The sequence below is a fragment of the Pseudomonas sp. GD04058 genome, from assembly GCF_029836855.1.
Classification (GTDB): Bacteria; Pseudomonadota; Gammaproteobacteria; order Pseudomonadales; family Pseudomonadaceae; genus Aquipseudomonas; species Aquipseudomonas bharatica.
On sequence record NZ_JAOECN010000054.1, the window covers coordinates 1 to 25,185 of the forward strand.

Below are 25,185 nucleotides of genomic sequence, written 5' to 3' on the forward strand. Positions count from 1 at the left end.
GATGAGGCCCTCAAGAGCAATAAAGAATCCCGACAATTGCACTGGGATACCCCAACCCGCTAAGGTCGCCGCCTTGATCCCCGAGAGGCAACCATGGGCTACCTACTGATCGTCGCGCTGATCCAGGCGTATTCCTTCAACCTGATCGGCGAATACCTCGCCGGCCATGTCGACAGCTACTTCGCCGTGCTGGCCAGGGTCGTCCTGGCCCTGCTGATCTTCCTGCCGCTGACCCGCTGGCGCCAGGTCGAGCCGCGCTTCATGCGCGCCATGCTGGTAATCGGTGCCTTGCAGTTCGGCATCACCTACGTCTGCCTCTACCTCAGCTTCCGCGTGCTCACCGTGCCGGAAGTCCTGCTCTTCACCATTCTCACCCCGCTGCACGTGACCCTGATCGAAGACGCGCTCAACCGCCGCTTCAACCCCTGGGCCCTGCTCGCCGCGCTGGTGGCGGTGGCGGGTGCGGCGGTGATCCGCTTCGACAGCATCAACCCGGACTTCTTCATCGGCTTCCTGCTCCTGCAACTGGCCAACTTTACCTATGCTGCCGGCCAGGTCCTGTACAAGCACCTGGTTGCCCGCCACCCCAGCGATCTCCCGCATTACCGGCGCTTCGGCTATTTCTACCTGGGGGCGTTGATCGTCGTGCTGCCGGCCTTCCTCGCCTTCGGCAACGCCCAGCACCTGCCCACCACCGATGTGCAATGGGGCGTGTTGCTGTTCCTGGGGCTGTGTCCGACGGCGCTGGGCCTGTACTGGTGGAACAAGGGCGCCTGCCTGGTCTCGGGCGGCACCCTGGCGGTGATGAACAACCTGCATGTCCCGGTGGGCCTGCTGCTCAATTTGCTGATCTGGAATCAGGACGAGCCGCTGGGGCGGTTGTTCATCGGCGGGAGCATCATTCTTGCCTCACTGTGGCTCAGTCGCCTCGGCACGCAACGCCCGGCGCTCGCCGGCGAGACCGGCCGATAGGGCATCCAGCCCGGCGAGCAGGTCACTGCCGCTGGGTTGCTGGTACAAGGCCAGGCTGAATTAGCGAGTCGGCACCCGAACCGAAACTTTGACCAAGGGATCTTTGCCATAAGTAAGGAGGCGGCAGGACAGGGTAGTTTCGGAGTTGCGTAGGAAACACCGAAGCACCATGGGCCGCCAACTCCATCCGCCATGTATGTCCTCAACCTCATTTAATCCATCAGGTTCTGGAAGTCTCCCAGATACATTGGTTGCTCGAATCCGCCGAACCGTGGAAGCCACTCTGAATCCAGTTCGGGATCAATGTCAAATCGATAACTGGTTGTTGAGAATACAATCTGCGCGTCATTTTGCGTGGCGATTAATTTTAGGCGTTTAAAGTAAGCGTCAAGGTCTTCTGAGTGGATTTCTTGTTGGCGTGGGGTATCAAAGATCAGTGTACGGAACGGCGAGCTTGGATCGGAAGTGCAGATTTCAAAGGGCAGCATGGAAAGCCAGAACTGTACGGGCTTTCGAACTACCTTTTATTATCCCGATTTTTTCTGTTCCGAGAACTGGCTTGAGGTCTGAGTCGATACGTATATCTCTAGAGATATTCTTTGAATTTAGCGTGTCAAGCCAGTCGGCCATTTTTTCGGCCAGGTTTCGCTTGAACTTAACTACCTCAAAGGATTGCTCTCGCTCTGGGCCTAGTGCTTCCTGTTCGGTCAACGTCTTGTTGCGACGATTTTGTAGTTCAAGATGTGACTGTTCTTGTGCTTGGTATTTCTTGATTTTGGTCTTTTCCAGTTCAAGCTCGAAGATCTCGGACGCAATTTTGCTGATCGCTTCGATAAACATTTCGATGCCAGCTTCCCGCTCCGCTAAGCCTCGCTTTTCCGAGAGGTCAGAGATTTGTCGCTCAATCCATGATTTTTGTGTGGCAATACTCTCAGCCTGGTGTATGTTTGCAGTGCTGACTGTGTCAAGATCCTTAATTTGGTCGCGTAGGTAAAGTAGGCTCTTCCCATATGAGTCTGCACTCACCAAAAACATTCCGCACGATGGAGTAGTGCAAATTTCGCTGAATGACATGAACGCGCGCCGAGCCTCTTCATTCAAGTCTAGTGTTTCAATTTCGCTTTCAATTTCCTGTCTAATCTGTGCAGAACTTTTGATTTTTGCTTCGAGCGATAGTTGTTGGGTAGTCATGTCCCGGTGTTGGCGTCTCATGTCGGCGATAAGATGATCAAAGCTGTTGATGGTCTCGCTCTTAATATCCTTGGTTGACTTCAATTCATCGAGTCTTGATTTGAGTGCGGAGATCTCTCGATCTATATCAGCCTCGTTTTTCCTGTTCGGAGAAAGGTCCTCCTGTCTTTTCTATTGCCCTGCACTCAGGTTCCAGAGGGACTTCAAGCTTGACCTGGCGGTGCTTGCTTAAGGGGGCGGTACAAAGTGTCAACGCTGAATACGGGTGTTCCCTGGGTGGTCATGTCGATAGCTACCTCGCTGGCGGGACGGCGGTTATCCGCTTCGAAACCATCGATCCGGACTTCGACATCGGCTTCCTGCTCCTGCAACTGGCCAACTTCACCTATGCCGCCTGCCAAGCAGCGACGCGCAGTAGGGCGTGCTGCTGCTCCTCGGCCTGGCGCCGACCGCGCTTGGGTTGTACTGGTGGAATAAGGGCGCCTGCCTGGTTTCCGGCGTCCCCTCGCGTTGATGAACCACCTGCATGTTCCAGTGGGCCATTGGCCAACTTGCTGATCTGAAGTCAGCACGAGTTGTTGGGGCTCCTGGCCCTGGGCGACAGCATCGTCCTGGCCTCATTGTAGGCGAGTCGGTTGGGTAGTGGCCCGGTCCATGCTGTTCAGGGCGTGGCTAGGTGTTAGTACTGAGTCTGGCCCTGACCGCGCTGGATGAAGTGCGTCGCGGGTGAGTATTTGCGGAACTCCGTTCTGAACCGCTCCAGCTCGTGCTGGTCGTGACTGAGCAGAGTATTGATTTCCCTCGTGAGGTATTCGAACGAAAGCCCTTCGCCCAGCCCCAACATTTTGTAGGCCCGTTCGAGTTCAGAAACGAGCTTCATCTGTAAACGGAACATTTCGTTGCTGTTGGACTCCCTAGCATTTTCTTGCTCATGCCGGGGAAGTGATTTGTCGATGTAAAAGAAGTCCGCGTAAAAACGTTCTAGGAGGTGCTGAGCTCTCCACAACGGGCTGTAGTAGCGCTGGTCGAGCAGATACTGGCCGAGAATCAAGTTGTTCGAGAGCACGGCGAGGATGACCTCAATCGAAAACGCCTCGTTTTTCATGTCTTCCGGGGCGACAGCTGGGTGGTCGAACTCTCTCCAGAAAATCGAGGCCATAGTGCCTGCCGTTTCGTCGGCATCGAATTCCATGTGGCGTCTGAGCTCTTCGGCCAGCACCTTATCAAGCTCCTCGGGGGCTTCATGAATTCCTTCCGAATGGTCGAGTTCCGCCTTGAGGTATGAAACATGACCGCAGATGAAATGGGCATACTCGTGGAACACCACGAGCATGCTGGCCTTGATAGCGACCTCCGTGGCGATGGCATGAAGACGCGGGTTGGCGGAAAAGTTGGCGAGATAGCCATCACATTGATCCGTAGGCACTTCCGGTGCCAATTTGCCTTTGCTGCCGTTGATGATTGAGTCCAGATAGCCCGGGGTTGCATGGATACGATGGAGTCGATCAAGGTTCTCCAGCAGCACGCCGATGTTCAGGAAAATCAGGGCCGTGTTCTCTTTTTCATCAAAGGAGAGCCTTACCCAAGCATTGAATCTCGTGGTCGGGACTAGGCACACAGCACATTTCCAAGGGTATAGAGAGTCTCCCTTCCGGCGTTTTTTCGTGCCCACCAGTTTCCCGATCCAGAAACACAATTGAGCCAGGGCCGTGTCGAACACTTCCCGGCCCTTGGCCGACAACTGAAGGCTGTCGAGACTGGCACGATCAAAACTTTCGTTACTGTCCAGTTTCGTCTCGATCATTCGCGCCGCTTCTTTCTTGATGTTCAGGGGTAACTCGCCAATGCAGAAAAGCTTCGCCTTCTCGTCATAGTAGGTATCGAAGGGGTCGGGCAATGTCGCTGTCTCTGTAGGGTCAAAAGCCTTTTTCAACGAATCCAGCAGTTTTTCTAACATATATCTGCCCTGGAAAGTCCTGATCCGGACTGTTTTCAACGATTTACTCGGAGGCAACGGAGTCGGTAGCTGCCTGACGTTGTTCAGTAATTGTCAGCAACCCTGCCCGCAGGTCACTCCCACTAGGCTGCTGGTACAAGGCCAGGCCGAATTCCGGCAACACCGCCAGCAGATAATCGAAGATATCCCCCTGAATCCGCTCGTACTCGGCCCACACCGTGGTGCGGGTAAAGCAGTAGATTTCCAGCGGCACGCCCTCGGCGGTGGTCTGCATCTGCCGGACCATGCAGGTCATGCCTTGCTGCACGTCGGGATGGTTCTTCAGGTAGGCGAGGGCAAAGGCGCGGAAGGTGCCGATGTTGGTGAGCTGGCGGCGGTTGGCTGCGAGTTCCGCGACCTGGCCCTGGGATTCGTTCCAGCGGTGCAGCTCGTTGCGCTTTTGCGCCAGGTAGTCCTTGAGCAGTCGCACGTCGCCCAGGCGGTGCTGTTCCTCGGCAGTCAGGAAGCGCACGCCGCCAGCATCGATGAACAGGCTGCGCTTGATCCGCCGCCCGCCGGATTGCTGCATGCCGCGCCAGTTGCGGAAGGACTCGCTCATCAGGCGCCAGGTGGGGATGGAGACGATGGTCTTGTCGAAGTTCTGCACCTTCACCGTATGCAGGGTGATATCCACCACATCGCCGTCGGCGCCGACCTGGGGCATCTCGATCCAGTCGCCGACCCGCAGCATGTCGTTGCTGGTGAGCTGCACGCTGGCGACGAACGACAGCAGGGTGTCCTTGTACACCAGCAGGATCACCGCCGACATCGCACCGAGACCGGACAGCAGCAACAGCGGCGAGCGGTCGATCAGGGTGGCGACGATGACGATCGCGCCGAACACGTACAGGACCATCTTCGCCAGTTGCACATAGCCCTTGATCGAGCGGGTGCGCGCGTGTTCGGTGCGGGCATAGATATCCAGCAACGCGTCAAGCAGGGCGGCGACGGCGAACAGCAGGAACAGGATGGTGAAGGCCAGCGCGACGTTGCCGAGGAAGTGCTGGCTGGTGGCGCTCAGCCCGGGCACCAGCTTGAGTCCGAACTGCACCACCAGCGACGGGGTGATCTGCGCCAGGCGGTGGAACACCTTGTTGTGCAGCAGGTCCTTGAGCCAGTGCAGCGCCGGTTGTCGGCTGAGCAGCTTGCCCGCATGGAGGATGACGAAGCGTGCCACACGGCCCAGCAGCAGGGCGACGATGAGCAGCGTCGTCAGGCCGAGACCGGCGTGCAGCAAGGGGTGCTGGTCGAGGGTGCCCCAGAGGTCGAGGGCGTCTTGCCAGAATTGTTGGATAGCCATGGAGGACGGAAAATCTCGCGAACGGGAAAAACAGGCCGTCCATTAGAGCCGCGCAGGCACCCTCGGGGCAAAAAGAAATTCGGCTCCGGCGGTGGAAAACGTTACCCTATGTGGCTGAATTTCTGCACATGCCCGAGGTTACATCCGTGTTCTCCGATTTCGCCCTGCACGAACGCCTGCTCAAAGCCGTCGCCGCACTCAACTTTGTCGAGCCGACGCCGGTGCAGGCCGCGGCCATTCCCCTGGCCTTGCAAGGACGTGACCTGCGGGTGACGGCGAAAACCGGGAGCGGCAAGACCGCGGCCTTCGTCCTGCCGGTGCTCAACCGTCTGGTCGACCTGAACCAGAAGCGCGTCGAAATCCGCGCCCTGATCCTGCTGCCGACCCGTGAACTGGCGCAGCAGACCCTCAAGGAGATCGAGCGTTTCGCCCAGTTCACCTTCATCAAGTCGGGGATCATCACCGGCGGCGAGGACTTCAAGGAACAGGCGGCGATGCTGCGCAAGGTCCCGGATATCCTGGTCGGCACTCCGGGGCGCATGCTGGAGCACCTGAACGCCGGCAACCTGGACCTGGAGCATGTGCAGGTGGTGGTTCTCGACGAAGCCGACCGCATGCTCGACATGGGCTTCGCCGAGGACGTCGAACGTCTCTGCGGCCTGTGCCCGAACCGTGCCCAGACCCTGCTGTTCTCCGCCACCACGGGCGGCGCCGGCCTGCGCGACATGATCGGCAAGGTGCTCAAGGACCCCGAGCACCTGATGCTCAACGCCGTCAGCCAGCTCAACGAAACCACCCGCCAGCAGATCATCACGGCCGACCACAACCAGCATAAGGAGCAGATCGCCCAGTGGCTGCTGGCCAACGAAACCTATGAAAAGGCGATCATCTTCACCAACACCCGGGTCATGGCCGACCGCATCTACGGCCACTTGGTGGCCAAGGACGTGAAGGCTTTCGTCCTGCACGGCGACAAGGACCAGAAAGACCGCAAGCTGGCCATCGAACGCTTCAAGACCGGCAATGCGAAAGTGCTGGTGGCCACCGACGTGGCGGCCCGTGGCCTGGATGTCGACGGCCTGGACCTGGTGATCAACTTCGACATGCCGCGCAGTGGCGACGAGTACGTGCACCGTATCGGCCGTACTGGCCGCGCGGGCGCCGATGGCCTGGCGGTTTCGCTGATCTGCCATGGCGACTGGAACCTGATGTCGAGCATCGAGCGCTACCTGAAGCAGAGCTTCGAGCGCCGGGTGATCAAGGAAGTCAAGGGCACCTACAGCGGGCCGAAGAAGGTCAAGGCCTCGGGCAAGGCGGCAGGGGCGAAAAAGAAAAAGACCGACAAGAAGGGTGACAAGAAGGCCGTGGCCAAGCGCAAGCCTACCGCCAAGCCGCGTCCGAATGCGCCGCTAGCCAGTTCCGATGGCTTGGCGCCGCTGAAGAAGCGCGCTCCGGCAGCCGAGTAATCTGTTGCCCTTGAGGGCCCTATCGCTGCCAAGCCAGCTCCCACACTGTGGGAGCTGGCTTGCCAGCGATAGGGCCCTCAAATCCACTGCAAGATCAGGTCTTTTTCTCGGCCTCGCGCAACTCCTGCAACCGCTTGTCGATCAACTGGCACTTGTCCGGCAGATCCTTCGACTCGGTTCCCAGCTTCATCCCCCGCAATTCCTCATTGATCTCCTTGGCCTTCTGCGGATTCTGCTCGGTCAACCGGGTCACTTCCTTGGCCAGTTCCTCACGTTTCTCCGTTGCCTCCTCCAGCGTGCAGGCCCAGCCTGGCAGGGCGAACAGCAGGCTGGCGGTGGCGGTGAGTGTCATCAGGGTTTTCATGGTCGAGCCTCCTTGTTCAGGTTCCCGGTTGAGGCCGGCGCCGTCTGGAAAGTTCAGTCGAACCGCGGCGAACCGGGTCGGTCACAACCTTGACTGTCACCACGCGAGGCCTTTTGCCATGAGCACTGTGTATGACTGGGACCTGATCGAACGCCTGCTCCACGAAGTGCAGAGCAGCGCCGACCAGCATTTCACTCCGCGCCCTTACGCCGAACAGCACGCCGCGCAACTGGCGGCGGCTGGCGAGCCGGTGCCGGACGTCGATCACCTGAAAACCCGCGCCTGCGACTACGAACGCCTGCTTCTGGAACGTGGCTATATCGCCGATCGCCCGGAAAGCGAGGGCGGCAACGGAGAGAACTACGTGCTGACCGAGCGCGGCTCGCGCCTGTTGAGCCTGATCGACAGCAGCATCCCCGGTAACGACCATCCGCGCCAGGTGCTCAACGAACAGGCCGACGCCCTGGATGAGGCCACGTTCGAAGAGGTCGCGTCGAAAGCGCAGATCGCCTGAAAATGGTGCAGACATATCTGGTAATGGCTGGCGAGCCTCACTGATAATTGGCGCCAATTCTTCGCTGCCAAGAGGTGGTCATGCCGTTGCCAGAGTCCGGGGGGGAGCGATGAGCGATGCCCGCCGCAACCCCGATGCCTTCGCCTTCCAGGTCATGCTGGGCTTGTGCCTGATCTGGGGTATCCAGCAGGTCGTAGTGAAAATGGCTGCCGCCGACATCGCACCGGTGATGCAGGCGGCAACCCGTTCCGGTATTTCTGCGCTGCTGGTCGGGCTATTGATGTGCTGGCGCGGCGGCTGGGAGCAGCTCGGTACGACCTGGAAGGCCGGATTGCTGGCCGGCGCGTTGTTTGGCCTGGAGTTCCTGTTCATCGCCGAAGGCTTGCTGCTGACCTCGGCGGCGCATATGTCGGTATTCCTTTATACCGCCCCGGTATTCACCGCCCTCGGCCTGCATTTCAGCCTGCCCAGCGAACGCCTGCGGCCCTTGCAGTGGCTGGGCATCCTGCTGTCGTTCTGCGGGATCGCCGTGGCGTTCGCCGGTGGCCTGTCGTTGCAGGACCTTAATGGTCCGATGCTGCTGGGCGATGCCTTTGGCGTGCTGGCCGGCGCAGCCTGGGGCGCTACCACCGTGGTGGTGCGTTGCTCGCGGCTGTCGGAAGCGCCGGCGACCCTGACCCTGTTCTACCAGTTGGCAGTGGGCTTCGTCGGCCTGCTGTTGATTGCGGCGTTCAGCGGCAAGATCACCCACGTGGTCCTGACCCCCATCGCCATCGGCAGCGTCCTGTTCCAGGCCCTGGTGGTGTCGTTCTTCAGCTACCTGACCTGGTTCTGGCTGTTGCGCAAATACCTGGCCTCGAACCTGGCGGTGTTTTCCTTCGTCACGCCTATCTTCGGCGTGACGTTCGGTGTGCTGCTGCTCGACGAACCCTTGAGCGCCAACTTCGTTCTCGGCGCCATCTGCGTGCTGCTGGGCATTGTCCTGGTCAGCGCCGAGCAGTGGGTGCGCAGGCGGTTGCGCACGCTGCTGGGACAACGGTAGGGCGCAAGGTCAGCAGGCCGGCCACGAGCAAGCCGCTGCCGGCCGCCAGCAGTGCCGGTTGCAGGCTGCCGGCAAGCTGGTTGCTCAGCGCCGCCAGCAACGGGCCGCCCAACTGGCCGAGGGCGAAGCAGGCGGTCAGCAAGCCGGCATTGCGCTGGGGGGCGTGCGGTGCCAGTTCCCGCGAACGTTGCATCACCAATTGCATGCAGGCCAGGAATGGCGTGCCGCAGAGGATCACGCCCAGGGCCAGGCCCAGGCCATCACCCATCAGGCAGGCGAATACGCCGGCCGCCTGCAGCCACAGGGTCAGCATCAGCCAGCGCGGCGTGCCGTTGGTCGTCGGGCGACGCAGGCTCAGCAGCATCACGCCAACGGCTGCTGCGAGACCGAAGCCGGGCCAGAACAGGTCGGCCATCCACTGCCCATGAAACCGCGCGTTGGCCATCTGCGACATGAAGGTGGCCGGGATAATGTAGCCGATGCCGTACAGACCGTAGATCAGGCCCAGGCGGGCGATGCCCCGGGTTGGATGGACGGTCAGGCCGCTGGCAGGTTGCAACGGGGTGTCCTCGGGTTGCGGCAGCATCGGCCGCACCGCCAGCAGCATGACCAGTGCAGCGCCGGCGTAGATCAGCCAAAGCGGTGCCGAGCCCAAACCAAACAGGTTGGACACCAGCGCCAGCAGGCCGGTGAGCATGATCCCCAGGCCTGGCCCGGCGAATACCAGCGCGCCGAGTCGCGGCAGATTGCTGCGTGCCGCAAGGGGCTGGCTGAGGCTGGTGATCATCACCAGCACCCAGGCACTGGCCACGCCGGTGCCAAAGCGCAGCAGGGCATGGACGATGAAACCATCGGCCTCGAACGACACCAGGGTCAGCATCACGCATAACCACAGGCCAAGGTTAAGGCGCAGGCGTACCTGGTCTGGACGCCGGGCGAACATCGCGTCCAGCGCACCCAGCAGATAACCGAGGTAATTGGCGGCGGCCACCAGCCCGGCGGTGGTCAGGCTCAACTGGCCTTCGCTCACCAGGTGCGGCAGTTGCGGAGTAAGTGCGAAACGGCCAATGCCCATGGCCATCATCAAGGCCACGAAGCTGGCGATCAAACGCAGGGTTGGCGACATGTCCGGTGCTCCTGTCAGAGGAATCGTTCGATGCCGTCAGACTACTGGTGGTTGTCATTCTGAAAAATTGAATAATACTGAGCTACTTGTTCAATTTTGGAGAATCGGTGTGGAGCTGAGCCAGTTGCGCATTTTCCAGGCTGTCGCCGAGACCGGCTCGGTGACCCGCGCCGCCGAACAGTTGCACCGGGTGCCGTCGAACCTCTCGACGCGCCTGCGCCAGCTTGAAGAGCAGCTTGGCGTCGAGCTGTTTCACCGAGAACGCCAGCGCCTGCAACTGTCGCCCGCCGGCAAGGTGCTGCTGGATTACGCCGGACGCATGCTGACCCTGCATGACGAGGCCTTCGCTGCGGTGCAGGGTGGCCAGCCGGCGGGGGAGTTCGTGCTGGGCTGCATGTACAGCACGGCGGCGATCCATCTGCCGGACTTGCTCGCGCGTTATCACAAGGCCTATCCGGCAGTGAACCTGCAGGTGCAGACCGCGCCCAGCGGCGAGCTGCTGGAAGGCCTGCTGGCCGGCCGCCTCGACGCCGCGTTGCTGGACGGGCCGCTGTCGCTGTCGGGCCTGGATGGCGTGCCGCTATGCGAGGAAACCCTGGTCCTGCTCACCGAACCCGATCATCCGCCGGTGCGCAGCGCCCGCGACGTGGCCGGGCGGGCAGTGTTCACCTTCCGCAAGGGTTGCTCCTATCGCATGCGCCTGGAGGCCTGGTATGCCCACGATCATGCTGCCATGGGCCGGGCCATGGAAATCGAGTCCTACCCGAGCATGCTGGCATGCGTGGTTGCCGGATCCGGGGTGGCCTTGATGTCGCAATCGATGCTCGACAGCCTGCCGGGCCGGGAGAATGTTGCGGTGCATCGGTTGCAGACGCCTTTCGACCAGGCGACTACCTGGCTGGTCTGGCGTCGCGGCATGCGCGGAGCGAACCTGGATGCCTGGGTGAACCTTCAGGAAGAGAGCCGCCAGGGACCGCCTGTCGGCCAGGCGCTCAGCGCTTGATCCGGATCAGGAAACTGTTGATTTCTTCGAGCGGCTTGTAGGATTTGGGCCTATGATGTGTTTGAAACATCGTAGCCATTGGATTGCCACGATGACCCTCAAGGGGGATTCCATGAAAAACCTGATCATGAACTGGCTCCACGACCTTGCAGTGGCCCTGGGTTTGATCCCGCCGATGCAGCCGGTACCGATTCCTGCCGATGAAGAAAAGCGCAGGCGGCAGCCGCGGCGCTGAGGGAACCTGCTGATTGTGTGTTGAGCCCTCGGGCCCTATCGCTGCGGTGCGGCGGTCCGATAAGCCAGCTCCCACAGGGTACTGCACAAGACTCAAGATCAGTGCGGAACCTGTGGGAGCTGGCTTGCCAGCGATAGGGCACTCAAGTACAAAGAAAAAGGGCCTGCTTGAAGCAGGCCCTTTTCATTTCAAGCTGTTTCAGCTCAAGCCAGTTTGGCCGCATTCACCGCCGGCCGCGACATCAGGCTCACCACCACGAAGCTCACCAGCCCGATCGCCAGGCTGTAGTAGATCGGCGTATTCGCATCCATGCCGTCCTTGATCATGAACGCCAGGGCGGTAACGAAGCCCAGGCTCATGCTGACAATGGCGCCGCGAGTGGTCGCGCGCTTCCAGTAGATGGCACCGATCAGCGGCACCAGCATGCCACCCACCAGCAGGTTGTAGGCCAGGGTCAGGGCGCTGATCACGTCTTCCACCACCAGGGCGATACCCAGTACGGCGATACCGGTCAGCAGGGTGAACAGGCGGTTCACCGCCAGGCTCGATTGCTTGCCGCCACGCAGCTTCGGCAGCAGGTCTTCGGTCAGTACGGTGGAGGCGGCCAGCAAGCCGGCACTGGCAGTGGACATCATCGCCGCCAGGGCCGCAGCGATCACCAGGCCACGGATACCATCCGGCAGCGCGGTTTTGACGATGGCGGCAAAGGCGTTGTTGGCGTTGCCCAGGTCCGGCAACAGCACATGGGCTGCCATGCCGATCACCGCGCAGACCAGACCGTAGATCACGCAGTACACGCCTGCGGTGGTGCCGGCGTACTTGGCGACATTCTCGTCACGGGCGGTGAACACCCGCTGCCAGATGTCCTGGCCGATCAGGATGCCGAAGAAGTAGATCAGGAAGTAGGTGATGATGGTGTCCCAGCCGATGGTGGTCAGGCTGAAGCTGGCTTCCGGCAGCTTGGCTACCAGTTGGTCCCAACCGCCGACGCGGTACAGGCAGATCGGCAGCAGGACGAACATCAGGCCTACGGTCTTGATCACGAACTGGACGATGTCGGTCAGGGTCAGCGACCACATGCCACCGATGGTCGAGTACACCACCACCACGCCACCGCCGAGCAGGATCGCTGCCCAGAACGGCAGTTCGAACAGCACTTGCAGTACGGTGCCGATGGCCAGGGTAGAGGTCACGCCGATCATCAGCGCATAGGCGAGCATGATCACCGCACTGGCCTGGCGCGCCATCGGGTTGTAGCGGCGCTCCAGGACCTGGGTCACGGTAAAGATGCGCAGGCGCAGCAGGGGTTTGGCGAGGAACAGGTTGAGGGCGATGATGCCCAGGCCCAGCGCGGCGCACAGCCAGAAGCCGGAAATGCCATGGACGTAGCCGAGTTTCACGGTGCCGACGGTGGAAGCGCCGCCCAGCACGGTGGCGGCCATGGTGCCCATGTACAGGCTGGGGCCGAGGTTGCGTCCGGCCACCAGGTATTCCTCGTGGGTCTTGGCGCGGCGCATGCCGTACCAGCCCAGCAACAGCATGCCGGCGGCGTATATCAGTACAACGAATATGTCCAGGGCCATGGGGTGTCTCCAGTTATCTTTTTTATGTGAGATCGATCCCGCCTGCGACAAGGCGCGGCGGGTCTTTTCTTCGTAGTCACTTCTTCGTAGCAGCGGGGCCCCTGCTCAAGGGGCCGCCGTCATGGCTCCTGCCGGGTGAAGCTCCGTTAGCGACGGGCTACGCCGGGCAGCACGCAGAGCATTTCGTAGAGCAGGTTGGCACCCAGCAACGAGGTGTTGCCGGTGGTGTCGTAGGGTGGAGAAACCTCCACCAGGTCGCAGCCGATCAGGTCCAGGCCCTGGCAGCCACGGATGATTTCCATGGCCTGGATGGTGGTCAGGCCGCCGATTTCCGGGGTGCCGGTGCCCGGCGCCCAGGCCGGGTCGATACCGTCGATATCGAAGGACAGGTACACCGGACCGCCGCCGACCTTTTCGCGGACTTCCGCCATCAGCGGCTCCAGCGACTTGTGCCAGCACTCTTCGGCCTGGACCACGCGGAAGCCCTGCTTGCGGCTCCAGTTGAAATCCTCGGCGGTATAGCCTTGGGCGCGCAGGCCGATCTGCACCACGCGCTGGCAATCGAGCAGGCCTTCTTCCACGGCGCGGCGGAAGGTGGTGCCGTGGGCGATCTTCTCGCCGAACATGTGGTCGTTGACGTCGGCGTGGGCATCGATATGCACCAGGCCGATCTTGCCGTGCTTCTTGTGCAGGGCACGCAGGATCGGCAGGGTGATGGTGTGGTCGCCGCCCAGGGTCAGGGGGATCACGTTGTGCTCGACGATCTGGTCGTAGGCTTCTTCGATGATGCGCACGGCGTCGAGCAGGTTGAAGGTGTTGATCGCCACGTCACCGATGTCGGCGACCGACAGCGAGTCGAAGGGCGCCGCACCGGTGGCCATGTTGTACGGACGGATCATCACCGATTCGGCGCGGATCTGCCGCGGGCCGAAGCGGGTGCCGGAGCGCAGGGAGGTGCCGATGTCCAGCGGCACGCCGATGAAGGCGGCGTCCAGGCCGGCAGGGCTTTGCAGGTGCGGAAGGCGGAGCATGGTAGCGATGCCGCCGAAGCGCGGCATTTCGTTGCCGCCCAGTGGTTGGTGAAGAATCTTGTCCACGGTTCGGGCCTCATCGATTCGATTGTTCTAGTTGTTGATATCTGTTCTCGACACCGGTCAGCCAGCCGGAATAGTCCTGGAACAGTTGCTGTGCGGCGCAGTCTGCAAAAGGTAGTGCGGCAGAAGAATCGCTACCGGCAAATACTTAGTTCAGGTTTTTCTGAACTATCGCTGAACTATTCGCCTGGGCGCGGTTAGACTGTGGCGATTTCCGACGTGCGGATACCTCGCCATGGCCTCGAACCTGCCCGACCTGAAGCTGCTGCGCATCTTTGCCAGCGTGGTGCGCCACCAGGGCTTCGCCAACGCCCAGCGCGACCTCAACCTGTCCACCTCGGCGATCAGCACCTACATGAGCCAACTGGAAGGGGCGTTGGGCATAGTGCTTTGCCATCGCGGTCGTGGCGGCTTCAGTCTGACCAGCAAGGGCGAGCTGTTCCATCAGGAGACCCTGCGCCTGCTCGCCGAGCTGGACGGCTTCGAGCAATACGCGGCGGCGCTCAAGGGCGAACTGCGTGGCACGCTCAATCTCGGAGTGATCGATTCGACCGTCGGCGACCGCGCCTTGCCCCTGGCCGAGGCCATCGGCGCCTATAGCCAGGAACACCCGGCGGTGCATCTGCACCTCTCGGTGTCCAGCCCCTACGAGTTGCAACTGGGCGTGCAGGATAACCGCCTGGACCTGGCCATCGGTGCGTTTTCCACGCGAATGAGTGGCCTGGTCTACCAGCCGCTGTATCGCGAGCAGCACTGGCTGTATTGCAGCAACCGTCATCCGCTGTATCACGAGCGACGCATTCCCGAGCAGGTCATCACCCAACAGCGCATGGTCGGACGTGGCTACTGGAGCCAGGCGGAACTGGCCCGGCACGGCTTCAAGCACAGTGCGGCAACCGTAGAAAGCATGGAAGCGCAACTGATTCTGGTTCTTTCCGGCGCTTACATTGGCTATCTACCCGAACACTATGCCCAGGCCTGGGTGGACAAGGGCGACCTGCGGGTGCTTTCTCCGGCGACCTTCGGCTATCAGGCGCCTTTTTCCATGATCATTCGTCGAGGACGCAGCCGCGAACCCTTGATCCAGACCTTCCGCGACCTGCTCCGCGCACAGTTGACGCCCGCGTGATGCGGGCATGGGATCATTAATACTTTGTGTCTAGGGTAAAAATACTGGCCCATTGCCCACATCCAGTTGAATGCTCTGCTATTCCTTTTCTTGCTGTGATGAATTTCCCATCCATCTCATCAGCAGGGATCGCCCAAGATGCGCAATAACTTGCCCGTCACTGAGCATGAAAGAACCTTTCCGCAGGAACAGCGGCTCATCTCCACCACCGACCTGAACAGCCGGATCACCTACTGCAACGACGCCTTCGTCGCCATCAGCGGCTTCACCCGCGAAGAATTGATCGGCCAGCCCCATAACATCGTGCGCCACCCGGATATGCCGCCAGCAGTGTTCGGCCATATGTGGGAGACGATCAAGGAGGGCAGGCCATGGATGGGCGTGGTCAAGAACCGGGCGAAGAACGGTGATTACTACTGGGTCAGCGCCTATGTCACGGCGATCTACGAAAACGGCCGGATCAGCGGTTATGAGTCGGTGCGCTCGTTGCCGACCCGTGATCAGGTCGGACGGGCCTCGGCGCTGTATGCGCGCTTGCGAGCCGGGCGTTCGCCCACGCCTTTGGCGGCTCGGGTCGGCGATGTGCTGGAGCATGGCTGGCCCTTGCTGCTGGCCGGGCTGGTCTCGGTGGTCGGCTATCTGGCCTTGCCGCAGTACGCGGCCCTTGGGTTGCTGATGGCGAGCCTGCTGGGGGCCTGGTTCCTTCTGGAAAACCGCCAGAACCGCGTCATCCGCCGCACCCTGGCCGAGCATCCGAAGGCGTTCACCAGCCCGCTGGTGGCGCTGACCTACAGCCGTAACCTTGGCCCGCAGGGGCAACTCGACCTGGCGATGATCAGCGAGGAGGCGCGTCTTCAGACGGCGCTGACACGTTTGGTGGATGCCGGCGTCAGTGTGAAGAGCCGGGCTTCGCAGTCGTCGGAACTTTCCGACTCCCAGGCGCAGATGCTCGACCGCCAGCGCAGCGAAACCGACCAGTCGGCCACCGCCGTGGCGCAGATGGCAGCGACCATCCAGGAAGTGACGCATAACGTGCAGAGCACCGCGCATGCAGCCTCCGACGCCGATGAGCTGACCCGCCAGGGCAGCGACCTTGCCCAGCAGAGCCTAAAGGCCATGGGCAGCATGACCGAGGCGGTTCACGAGATTGGTGCGGCGGTCAACGCCCTGGCCGAGCAGACCCAATCCATCGGCAGTGTGGTGGATGTGATCACGTCGATTGCCGAGCAGACCAACCTGCTGGCGCTTAACGCGGCCATCGAGGCGGCGCGGGCCGGTGAGCAGGGCCGCGGCTTTGCCGTGGTGGCCGACGAAGTGCGCTCCCTGGCCCAGCGCACCCGTGCCTCGACCGAGGAAATCCACCAGATCATCGCTTCGCTGCGGGCGGGAGCCGACCGGGCGGTGAGCAGTGCCAGCAAGGGCGAGCAGATCTCCCGCGACAGCGTGCAGAGCGTTGAAGCGGTGCAACAGGCACTGGGCGGAATCCGCGAGGCGGTTAGCCGAATCACCGGCATGAGCCAGCAGATTGCCACGGCGTCCGAGCAGCAGAGCCATGTAGTGGAAGATATCAACCAGCAGATCGTGCGCATCGCCCAGCTGTGCGACCGCAGTGCCGGCCAGGCCCGCCAGGGCGCTGAAATAAGTGTCGAATTGGAGCGCATGGCGGGGTATCTGCACGACCTTGCTGAACGTTTCAACCGCTAGACCTTCGACCGGCCCACACGGATGTGGGTGCTTTCCGGGACTGCTGTGGCAAAATTCACCGCCCCAGGAGAACCCGATGTCCAGAATCCAGTGCGAACGCTGCCTGCGTCCACGAAGCCATTGCCTCTGCCCTTCGATCCCGTCCCTCGACAGCCGTACCCGGGTGGTGCTGTTGCAGCATCCCGATGAAGTGCGTCACGCACTCAATACCGCGCGTCTGGCGGCGCTGGGGTTGCGCAATGCGCAGCTGCGGGTGGGGGAGGTGTTCGAAGATCTGGCAGAGCTGATCGCCACGCCGGGGTACCGCCCCGGATTGCTGTTTCCGGGAGATGGCGCCGAGGCGTTGGCCGCTTATTCCGGTGCGGCGGATGAACGGCCGTGGCTGTTGATCGTACCGGACGGAACCTGGCGCAAGGCACGCAAGCTGCTGTACCTCAATCCGTTGCTGCAAGGGTTGCCGCGGGTCACCCTGGCCGAGGTGCAGCCGTCCCGCTACCGCTTGCGCAAGGCGCCGGAAGCGGGAGCGCTGTCGACGTTGGAGGCGGTGGCCCAGGCGCTGAATGTGCTGGAGGGCGCGGGGCGCTTCGATGAGTTGCTGCGGCCGTTCGAGGTGTTGATCGAGGGGCAGATTGCGGCGATGGGCAGGGAGACGTTCGAGCGCAATCATCTGCGCTGATTCTGATGGCCTCATCGCTGGCAAGCCAGCTCCCATAGGGGGTGGGAGCTGGCTTGCCAGCGATGAGGCCATCAGCAACACAGAAGATTCCCAGGCATTACCTTTCCCTCAAGGCTTCGGTCCGTGCCTTAAGCACCGGCTTGAGCAGGTAATCCAGCACACTCTTTTCCCCGGTGATGATATCCACCGTCGCCACCATTCCCGGGATGATCAGCAGCGGCTTGTTGTCGCCGCCCAGGTGGTTCCGGTCGGTGCGTACCTGGATCATGTAGAAGGCATTGCCCTTGTCATCGGTGATGGTGTCGGCGCCTATCAGTTCCAGCTTCGCCGTGAGCCCGCCATAGATGGAGTAGTCGTAGGCACTGAACTTGACCATCGCGCTCTGTCCCGGATGCAGGAACGCCACGTCCTGGGGGCGCACCCGGGCTTCGATCAGCAGGTTGTCTTCCACCGGCACGATTTCCACCATGTCGCTGCCCGGCTGCACGACGCCGCCTATGGTGTTGACCTTGAGCATCTTGATGATGCCGTGGACCGGCGAGACCACAGTTGTGCGGTTGACCCGGTCGTCGATGGCGACGCTGGTGGCGGTGATCTTCGACAGGTCGGTGCGTTTGTCGTTGAGCTCCTTGGCCGCCTCCGAGCGGAAGCTGGCTTCGGTTTCCTCGATCTTGCTCTTGATCTCCGCTACCGCTGCCTCGGCCCGGGGAATCGCCAGGCTGGTGGCATTCAGCGAGCCACGGGCCTCCACCGCGTTGCGCCTGAGGCGCAGGATCTCCACGGGCGAGATGGCGCCGGTCTTCACCAGCGGAGTGGACATGTCCAGTTCCTGCTGCAGCAGGGCCAGCCCGGATCGATACTGCTCGACCTTGGAACGGAACTCGGCGAGCTCCTGGGTCTTCTGTCGCAGCTGTTCGTTGAGGGTCTGCTTCTCGCTGCTCAGCCGGCGCTGGCGTGACTGGTACAGGGCCATCTCGTCCTCGGCCACCTGCGGCGCCTTGCGGCGTACTTCCTCGGAGGCCTGGAAGGGCTTGCCCTCGGCCTCCGCCGCCAGGCGATCGACCTGGGCGGTAAGGGCGTAACGGTCGGCCTCGCTCTCGCCCTTGTTCGAGCGAAAGCGCGTGTCGTCCAGGCGCAGCAGGGTATCGCCCTTGTTCACCATCTGCCCTTCGCGCACAAGGATCTCGGTGACGATGCCGCCTTCGAGGTTCTGGATCACCTGGACCTTGCTCGACGGGATGGCCTTGCCCTCGCCGGTGGTCACTTCGTCGAGCACCGCGAACCTGGCCCAGACCAGCGCTATCAGCAGCAGCGCCGCCGCCAGCCACACGGTAAGCCGGGAGCGGCGTGGCGAGTCCTGCAGGGTGGCCCGGGCCAGGTCCGGCAGGTAATCGTGTTCGGCGGTCTTGTTGAAGCTGTGGAAGTAGCTGCGCAGCGAGGACATGGTGCGTGCCTCTCATCGTAACAACGGTCAGCGCGGACCCTGTGGGAGCTGGCTTGCCAGCGACGGCCATGGTGAATTTACTATTGCAATCGCTGGCAAGCCAGCTCCCACAGGGTCTGCGGTGTGCCTTGGTTTTTACAGGGCCTGTCCGACCCGTCCCTTGCGCAGCGCATCGATGACCGCATCCTTGGCGCCGTCCGCCACGATCTTGCCGTTGTCCAGCACCAGCAGGCGATCCACCAAGCTGAGCATGGAGGTTCGGTGGGTCACCAGCAGCAGGGTCTTGCCCTCGACCCAGCCGTGCAAGCGCTGGCGCAGTTGCTCTTCGCTGCTGTTATCCATGTGGCTGGTGGGCTCGTCGAGGACCACCAGCGGCGGTTCCAGCAACATTGCCCGAGCCAGCAGCACGGCTTGGCGCTGGCCGCCGGAAAGCAGTTGCCCACGTTCGCCCACGGGCCGGTCGAAGCCGCGCGGGTGCTGCCTGGCCAGTTCACTGACACCGGTTAGTTCAGCGACTTCGAGCATCCGCGCATCGCTGACATAGCGTGCGCCGAGGGTCAGGTTGTCGCGCAGGCTGCCGGCCAGCAGCGGCAGGTCATGGGCGACGTAGCCCAGTTGCTGACGCAGGTCGGCGATATCCAATTGGCGCAGGTCCAGGTTGTCGAGCAGTACCTGGCCGTCGTCCGGCTCGTAGAAACTCATCACCAGGCGCGCCAGGGTGCTCTTGCCCGAACCGCTGCGACCGATGATGCCGATGCGCTCGCCCGGCTTGACGCTGAAGCTGACGCCGTTCAGTGCGGGGCTGGCCTGGCCGGGGTAGCGGAAGGTCACCCGGTTGAACTCCAGCGCACCGTGCAGGCGGGTGTGCTCCAGCGGTTGCTGGTCGGTGCGGCGCTCCTGGGGCAGGGCCATCAGCGCGTCGGTGCTGCGCATGGTCAGTTGTGCCTGCTGGTAGCGGGTGATCAGCCCGGCGATCTGCCCCAGCGGGGCGAGGGTCCGGCTGCCGAGCATGTAGCAGGCGACCAGCGCGCCGACGCTGAGGTTGCCGGCGATGATGCTATAGACCCCGGCCACGATGGTGGCCATGCCGCAGAACTGCTGGATGAACAGGGTGCCGTTGCTGGCCAGCGCCGAGAGCTGGCGGGCATGGGCATCCAGTTGGGTCAGCGCGCCGTGGGTGCTTTCCCACTGATACTGACGTTCACTTTCGGCCCCGCAGGCCTTGAGGGTTTCCAGGCCGCCGAGGGTTTCGATCAACAGCGCCTGGCGTACCGAGCCGAGGGCCAGGCTCTTTTGCACGGTATCGCGCAGGCGTATCTGGATCAGCAGGGCAAAGATCACGGTCAGGGGAAAGGCGATCAGCGGGATCAGCACCAGCCAGCCGCCGAGCAGGCCGATGACTGCCAGCATCAGCACGACGAAGGGCAGGTCGATGACGCTGGTCAGGGTTACCGCAGTGAGGAATTCGCGCAGGCCCTGGAAGTCGTGGATGCTCTGGGCGAAGCCGCCGATGGTGGCCGGGCGGGCCTTCATCGACATGCCGGTGATGCGTTCGAACAGGGTCGCCGAGAGGATCATGTCGGTTTTTTTCCCGGCCTGGTCCAGCAGGTGCGAGCGAACCACCCGCAAGACCAGTTCGAACAGCGTGCCGATCAGTAGACCGATCACCAGTACCCACAGGGTCGAGGTGGCCTGGTTGGGGACCACACGATCGTAGGTCTGCATGACGAACAGCGGCACCATCAGGCCCAGCAGGTTGATCAGCAGGCTGGCCAGCAGGGCGTCGCTGTATAGCCAGCGGGATTGACGCAGCGTGTCGCGGAACCAGGCGTGCACCCTCGGTACCAGCGGGTCGCGCTGCTGTTCCAGTTCATGGCGGGGGCGGGCGAACAGGGCGTGGCCGGCATAGGCGTCGGCGAGTTCCTGGCGGCTGACCCACTGCTCGCCGCCGTCGGCTTCGCAGGGCAGGATCAGCGCCTGGTCGGGGTCCTTCCAGCGCCGCAGCACGGCGCAGCGGCCGTCCTTGAACAACAGCAGCACTGGCAGGTTGAGCGCGGAAATCGCCTCCAGCTCGCGGCGCAGCACCCTCGCCTGCAAGCCGCCACGGGCCGCAGCGCGAGGCAGCAGTTCGAGATCGAGACGCTGCTGCGGCAAGGGCAGGCCGCTGCTCAGGCTGGCGCGGCTGGCCGTGCAACCGTGGAGCTTGCAGAGAATCAACAGCCCATCGAGCAACGGATCATCGAAGCTCTGGCGCGGGTCCGCCGAGCTTGCCGGTTGCATGCTGGTCACAATGGCCTACCTCCCGCCGCTTCGGCGGAACAGGGTCAACGCATGTCAGGTAACTGCACGTTGTTGCGAACTTCGCTCTGGGCGATGGCTTCCGGCGGCAGGGAGATTTTCTGCTTCGTCAGCAGGTCACCCATGTTGGCCAGCAGCCGGTAAGCGGAGAACTCCTCGATATAGCGTACTTCGACATAGCGCCGATTGGCGTTGTACAGCTCGTTCTCGCTGTCGAGCAGGTCGAGCAGGGTGCGCTGGCCGAGGCCGAACTGGTCCTGGTAGGCGGCACGTACCCGGGTGGTGGTCTCGGCGTATTGCCTGGCCGCCGGGGTCTGCTTCTGGGCGTTGTTGAAGGCGTTCCAGGCCAGCGACAGGTCTTCGGTGAGCTGGCGCAGGGCGTTGTTGCGAATGTCCATGGCCTGGTTGATCTTGTGCGCATCCGATTGCAGGCGGGCCTTGTCGCTGCCGCCGCGGTAAAGGTTCCAGGTCATCTCCACGCCGGCCCTCCAGTCGGTATTGCTATGGCCTGGCTCGCCACCGATGTTGTTGTTGGCTCCCGTGGACGCTATGGCGTCAAGACGTGGATAAAACACCGACTTGGCTTGTTCGTATTGCTGTTCGGCGGCCTGGATATCGGCCTGGGCCGATTTCAGATAGGGGTTGTCCTGCAGCATGGCAGTGCGTGCTTCCTGAAGGTTGGCAGGGAGCAGGCCCTTGATCGAGGCGGGCGTTTCCAGTTCATCGGGGAAACGGCCTACCACGCTGTAGAAGTTGGCTTCGGCATCCTGCAGGTCCACCTCCGCGGTATTCAGGTTGTTCTCGGCGAGGGCGCGGCGGGCCACGGACTGATCGAGGTCGGCAGTGCTGCCCACGCCGCGCTCGCTGCGCAGGCCGATCTGGTCGTTGACCCGTAGGTGCGCCTGCAGGTTGTTCTTGGCCAGGGTCAGCAACTCACGACGCTTGAGCACTTCCAGATAGACCTCCACTGCCCGCAGCGCCACGGTTTGCGCGGTGGCCTGGGTGTAATAGGCCCGGGACGTGGCGTAGGCCTGGGTGCGGGCCACCTCGTTGGAGGTATTGAAGCCATCGAAGAGCATCTGCCGCAGTCTCAGTTCCGACTGGGTGTAGTTGAGCGTTTCCTTGTTGTGATTACGCGTGCCGTCAGGGTTGAGGCCCCGGGTGTTGAGGTTGTCCGAACGTTCCCGACCATAGCCGGCAACCAGATCGACAGTGGGGAAGTAGCCACCGCGGGCCTGCTTCACATCTTCATCGGCAGACAGCCGGCTGTTGGCTGCCGACTTGATTTCCGGGTGGTAATCCACAGCGCTTTGCACGGCTTCCTGCACTGACATGGCCTGGGCATTGGCACAGGCGATGGCCAGTAGAACTGCACTGGTGATGGGGTTCAAAACGCGCATGGGGTACTTCTCCCTGAGTCCATTTTTTGGATCTGTAATCGCCAAAAAAATGGCGAAAAATTGAGGTTTAACCGTTTCAAGCTTGTAACAACAGAGCTAAGAACATCTGGGCGAAAAGCTAAGAAGAAATTTTCATAAGTGTTATGCGAAAAAAAACTTATGCGGTCTAAGGAAAGCGGCACATTGTTTAACCCGCAGGCCACGTAAATAGCGCGCTAAAGCGCTTTTTTACTGGCGTCAGAAAAACTTCGGTCGTCATTCGACCATGGGCAAGAAAGGCGTGGAGCGGAGTCAGGCAACCTTGGAAATTGCGACAGAAATTTGGCATGAAGCCAATCGCCACTATCGGTTGTCACTCCATCGCAGCGATCCATGCAAGGCATCCGGGTCTGGCTGAAAACCCGCCGTCTTGACGGTCGCAGCTACTTCGAGTCGGGCACCTTCCGGGTGTTCAACCACGAGACACCACAGGCTTTTCTGCAAAGAACGTCGACAGTGGAGGAGTGGCTAGATGGCCAAGTCAATTGGTGTGGTCAGCAAGGTGATCGGTCAGGTGTTCGCGGTCGAGGCCGACGGTACCCGGCGGTTGTTGATCGAGGGCGATCGGCTGTTCGTCGGCGAGCGACTGGAAACCGGTGCTACAGGCGCGGTGGCGGTCCATCTGGCCAATGGCGGGGAACTGACCTTGGGGCGTGACAGCAGCCTGAGCCTCTCCAATAACCTGCTCGCTCACCAGGCTCCCCATGTGCTGGCGCCGGAGGCGGTCCCCCCTAGCGAAGCGCAGCTCGCCGAAGTCGAGAAACTCCAGCAAGCCATTGCCGCCGGCGGTGACCCGACCCAGGATGCCGAGGCCACGGCGGCCGGCCCTACGAACGGTGCTCCGGGTGCATTGGGCGGTGGGCACAGCTTCGTCCTGCTGACCGAGGTCGGTGGACATGTCGATCCGGTGATCGGCTTTCCTACGGTCGGCCTGCAGTTCGCCGCTGAAATGGGTGACCTGGACACCGGCTTCATCGACCACAACGAGTCGGTCCCGGCCGTCGACAATCCCATCTCCCTTGTAGGTCTGGCGGTCGAGGGCGGTGAGATTTCGGTCAATGAAGCCAACCTGCCGCTGGGCTCTGCCAGCAATCCGGGCGCGCTCACCCAGACCGGCACCTTCAGTGTGGTGGCCCTCGACGGGGTGCTCAACCTGAATGTCGGCGGCATCAATGTGTTGACCAATGGTGCCGTCACGGGCGTGGGCCAGTCCTTCACCACTGGTCTGGGAAATGTCCTGACCATCACTGGCTACGACGCGGCCACCGGTGTGGTCAGCTACAGCTACACCCTCGCCACTGCCGGCAGCGCCCTGGGCGAAAGCATCCCGGTGTCGGCCAGCGACAGCAATGGCGACGTTACCAGCGGCAGCCTGGATGTCACCGTTATCGACGATGTACCGCAGGCGGTGGACGACGGTAACCCGTCAGTCGCTAGCGAAGCCTCCACCGTGCTGACAGGCAATGTGTTGCCCAACGATATCCAGGGCGCCGACCGGGTGGCCAATCCGGTCATTCCCGGGACCTACGTCGGAACCTACGGCACCTTGGTCCTGGCTTCGGATGGCTCCTACACCTATACCCTGAATCCGTCGGACCCCGACTTCGTCAATCTGCATGGCGGCGGCAAGGGCACCGAGACCTTCACCTACACCCTCACCGACGCAGACGGAGACACCAGCACCGCCAACCTGGTGCTGAACATCACCAACCTCGACGACCCGGTGACGATCGGCGGACTCGGGGCCAACGGCGGGATTACCACGGTCTTCGAGAATAACCTTGGCACCGGCAGCAACCCGGATATGACGGCACTGACCCAGAGTGGCAGTTTCACCGTCAGTGCGGCGGACGGGCTGCAGACCCTGAGCGTGGGTGGAATCAGTGTGGTCAACGGTGGGGTGGCGAACACCGGGACACAGTCGGTGGTCACGCCGCTGGGCAATACCTTCACTGTGATCGGTTATGACCCGGCGACCGGGTTGGTGACCTACAGCTACACCTTGAATGGCAATGAAGCCCACCCGGCAGGTGGCGGTGCCAATAGCCTGGGTGAGACGTTCACCGTAGTCGCTACCGATACCGATGGCAGCACCGGCAGCGTCGACCTGAACGTGGTGATCGTCGACGATGTGCCGACGGCGGTGGCTGATAGCAATGCCGGCGTGGCAACCGAAGCGGCAACTGTGCTGACCGGTAATGTTCTGACCAACGATGTGCAAGGGGCTGACCGGGTGGTTGGTCCTGTTACCGCTGGTACCTTCATCGGGACCTACGGCACCCTGGTGCTGGCTGCGGATGGTTCCTACACCTACACGTTGAATCCTTCGGATCCGGATTTCTACAACCTGCATGGCGGTGGTACGGGTACCGAGACCTTTACCTACACGCTGAGTGATGCCGATGGGGATACCAGCACTGCCAACCTGGTGCTGAACATCAAGAACCTCAACGATCCGGTGACCCTCAACGGTCTTGATGTGGAGGGCGGCGAGCTATCGGTCTACGAGAAGAACCTCAGTGATGGCAGTAGCCCGAATGCTGCTGCCCTGACCCAATCCGGCACCTTCACGGTAACCGCGCCGGACGGCCTGCAAACCCTGAATGTGG

The 25,185-nt window shown here is 61.9% G+C and carries 21 protein-coding genes and 1 pseudogene; 11 read left to right on the top strand and 11 right to left on the bottom strand.

What is annotated here, in order from left to right:
* The first annotated feature begins 93 nt into the window (after nucleotides 1-93).
* Complete coding sequence (locus tag N7650_RS25775; RefSeq protein WP_009405164.1) at nucleotides 94-972, top strand: carboxylate/amino acid/amine transporter; 879 nt, start codon at nucleotides 94-96, stop codon at nucleotides 970-972.
* 212 nt (nucleotides 973-1,184) lie between these two features.
* Here N7650_RS25775 and N7650_RS25780 read toward each other — a convergent pair whose 3' ends face one another.
* Both N7650_RS25780 and N7650_RS25785 read right to left on the bottom strand, forming a co-directional pair.
* Complete coding sequence (locus N7650_RS25780; RefSeq protein WP_037061790.1) at nucleotides 1,185-1,460, bottom strand: hypothetical protein; 276 nt, start codon at nucleotides 1,458-1,460, stop codon at nucleotides 1,185-1,187.
* Complete coding sequence (locus N7650_RS25785; protein WP_279900572.1) at nucleotides 1,447-2,247, bottom strand: hypothetical protein; 801 nt, start codon at nucleotides 2,245-2,247, stop codon at nucleotides 1,447-1,449. The genes N7650_RS25780 and N7650_RS25785 overlap by 14 nt, the downstream gene beginning before the upstream one ends.
* A 221-nt stretch (nucleotides 2,248-2,468) precedes the next feature.
* Between N7650_RS25785 and N7650_RS25790 the strand changes: the two are divergent.
* Nucleotides 2,469-2,789 (top strand): annotated as a pseudogene (locus N7650_RS25790) (hypothetical protein); the annotation flags it as partial.
* Nucleotides 2,790-2,842: 53 nt separating this feature from the next.
* On the opposite strand, the gene N7650_RS25795 reads toward N7650_RS25790, so the two are convergent.
* A complete protein-coding gene (locus N7650_RS25795) occupies nucleotides 2,843-4,120 on the bottom strand; it encodes a hypothetical protein (RefSeq protein WP_009405161.1) in 1,278 nt (425 codons plus the stop codon).
* Between the two features lie 43 nt (nucleotides 4,121-4,163).
* Nucleotides 4,164-5,459 (bottom strand): mechanosensitive ion channel family protein, encoded by a 1,296-nt coding sequence (locus N7650_RS25800; RefSeq protein WP_279900574.1) that lies wholly within the window; start codon nucleotides 5,457-5,459, stop codon nucleotides 4,164-4,166.
* Between the two features lie 128 nt (nucleotides 5,460-5,587).
* On the opposite strand from N7650_RS25800, the gene N7650_RS25805 reads away from it, so the two are divergent.
* Complete coding sequence (locus N7650_RS25805; protein ID WP_037061786.1) at nucleotides 5,588-6,925, top strand: DEAD/DEAH box helicase; 1,338 nt, start codon at nucleotides 5,588-5,590, stop codon at nucleotides 6,923-6,925.
* 94 nt (nucleotides 6,926-7,019) lie between these two features.
* On the opposite strand, the gene N7650_RS25810 is transcribed toward N7650_RS25805, so the two are convergent.
* Nucleotides 7,020-7,289 carry a hypothetical protein gene (locus N7650_RS25810; RefSeq protein ID WP_009405155.1) on the bottom strand — a complete coding sequence of 90 codons (270 nt, stop codon included), beginning with the start codon at nucleotides 7,287-7,289 and terminating at the stop codon, nucleotides 7,020-7,022.
* A gap of 118 nt (nucleotides 7,290-7,407) precedes the next feature.
* On the opposite strand from N7650_RS25810, the gene N7650_RS25815 reads away from it, so the two are divergent.
* Both N7650_RS25815 and N7650_RS25820 read left to right on the top strand, forming a co-directional pair.
* A complete protein-coding gene (locus N7650_RS25815; protein ID WP_279900577.1) occupies nucleotides 7,408-7,803 on the top strand; it encodes a transcriptional regulator in 396 nt (131 codons plus the stop codon).
* A 109-nt stretch (nucleotides 7,804-7,912) separates the two neighbouring features.
* Nucleotides 7,913-8,845: a DMT family transporter gene (locus tag N7650_RS25820; RefSeq protein ID WP_279900578.1), complete on the top strand. Its 933-nt coding sequence runs from the start codon at nucleotides 7,913-7,915 to the stop codon at nucleotides 8,843-8,845.
* Here the strand turns inward: N7650_RS25820 and N7650_RS25825 are convergent.
* Entirely contained in the window at nucleotides 8,790-9,971 is a 1,182-nt protein-coding gene (locus N7650_RS25825) for an MFS transporter (RefSeq protein WP_279900579.1), read from the bottom strand. The genes N7650_RS25820 and N7650_RS25825 overlap by 56 nt on opposite strands.
* Nucleotides 9,972-10,080: 109 nt before the next feature.
* Here N7650_RS25825 and N7650_RS25830 point away from each other — a divergent pair, with 109 nt between their 5' ends.
* The gene (locus N7650_RS25830) at nucleotides 10,081-10,974 is read left to right on the top strand and encodes a LysR family transcriptional regulator (protein WP_064301941.1); all 894 of its coding nucleotides are present in this window, start codon (nucleotides 10,081-10,083) and stop codon (nucleotides 10,972-10,974) included.
* Nucleotides 10,975-11,086: 112 nt separating this feature from the next.
* Nucleotides 11,087-11,209, top strand: coding sequence for a PA1414 family protein (locus tag N7650_RS25835; RefSeq protein WP_279900581.1), 123 nt, complete (start codon nucleotides 11,087-11,089; stop codon nucleotides 11,207-11,209).
* 203 nt (nucleotides 11,210-11,412) lie between these two features.
* Here the strand turns inward: N7650_RS25835 and N7650_RS25840 are convergent, their stop codons facing one another.
* Nucleotides 11,413-12,792, bottom strand: coding sequence for a sodium:solute symporter (locus N7650_RS25840; RefSeq protein WP_064301942.1), 1,380 nt, complete (start codon nucleotides 12,790-12,792; stop codon nucleotides 11,413-11,415).
* Nucleotides 12,793-12,938: 146 nt separating this feature from the next.
* Complete coding sequence (speB, locus tag N7650_RS25845; protein ID WP_009405145.1) at nucleotides 12,939-13,889, bottom strand: agmatinase; 951 nt, start codon at nucleotides 13,887-13,889, stop codon at nucleotides 12,939-12,941.
* 232 nt (nucleotides 13,890-14,121) lie between these two features.
* Here speB and N7650_RS25850 point away from each other — a divergent pair, with 232 nt between their 5' ends.
* From N7650_RS25850 to N7650_RS25860, 3 genes are all read left to right on the top strand, one after another.
* Entirely contained in the window at nucleotides 14,122-15,015 is an 894-nt protein-coding gene (locus N7650_RS25850; protein WP_009405144.1) for a LysR family transcriptional regulator, read from the top strand.
* Nucleotides 15,016-15,153: 138 nt separating this feature from the next.
* Entirely contained in the window at nucleotides 15,154-16,719 is a 1,566-nt protein-coding gene (locus tag N7650_RS25855; protein WP_009405143.1) for a PAS domain-containing methyl-accepting chemotaxis protein, read from the top strand.
* 76 nt (nucleotides 16,720-16,795) lie between these two features.
* Nucleotides 16,796-17,395, top strand: coding sequence for a DTW domain-containing protein (locus N7650_RS25860; RefSeq protein ID WP_279900586.1), 600 nt, complete (start codon nucleotides 16,796-16,798; stop codon nucleotides 17,393-17,395).
* A 97-nt stretch (nucleotides 17,396-17,492) separates the two neighbouring features.
* Here the strand turns inward: N7650_RS25860 and N7650_RS25865 are convergent, their stop codons facing one another.
* The 3 genes from N7650_RS25865 to N7650_RS25875 form a co-directional block, all read right to left on the bottom strand.
* The gene (locus N7650_RS25865; protein ID WP_279900588.1) at nucleotides 17,493-18,839 is read right to left on the bottom strand and encodes an HlyD family type I secretion periplasmic adaptor subunit; all 1,347 of its coding nucleotides are present in this window, start codon (nucleotides 18,837-18,839) and stop codon (nucleotides 17,493-17,495) included.
* 135 nt (nucleotides 18,840-18,974) lie between these two features.
* A complete protein-coding gene (locus tag N7650_RS25870; RefSeq protein WP_279900590.1) occupies nucleotides 18,975-21,128 on the bottom strand; it encodes a type I secretion system permease/ATPase in 2,154 nt (717 codons plus the stop codon).
* A 35-nt stretch (nucleotides 21,129-21,163) separates the two neighbouring features.
* A complete protein-coding gene (locus N7650_RS25875; protein WP_009405139.1) occupies nucleotides 21,164-22,537 on the bottom strand; it encodes a TolC family outer membrane protein in 1,374 nt (457 codons plus the stop codon).
* A 511-nt stretch (nucleotides 22,538-23,048) separates the two neighbouring features.
* Between N7650_RS25875 and N7650_RS25880 the strand changes: the two genes are divergently transcribed.
* Nucleotides 23,049-25,185, top strand: a 2,137-nt coding sequence (locus N7650_RS25880; protein WP_279900592.1) for a retention module-containing protein, incomplete at its 3' end; no start/stop codon positions are given.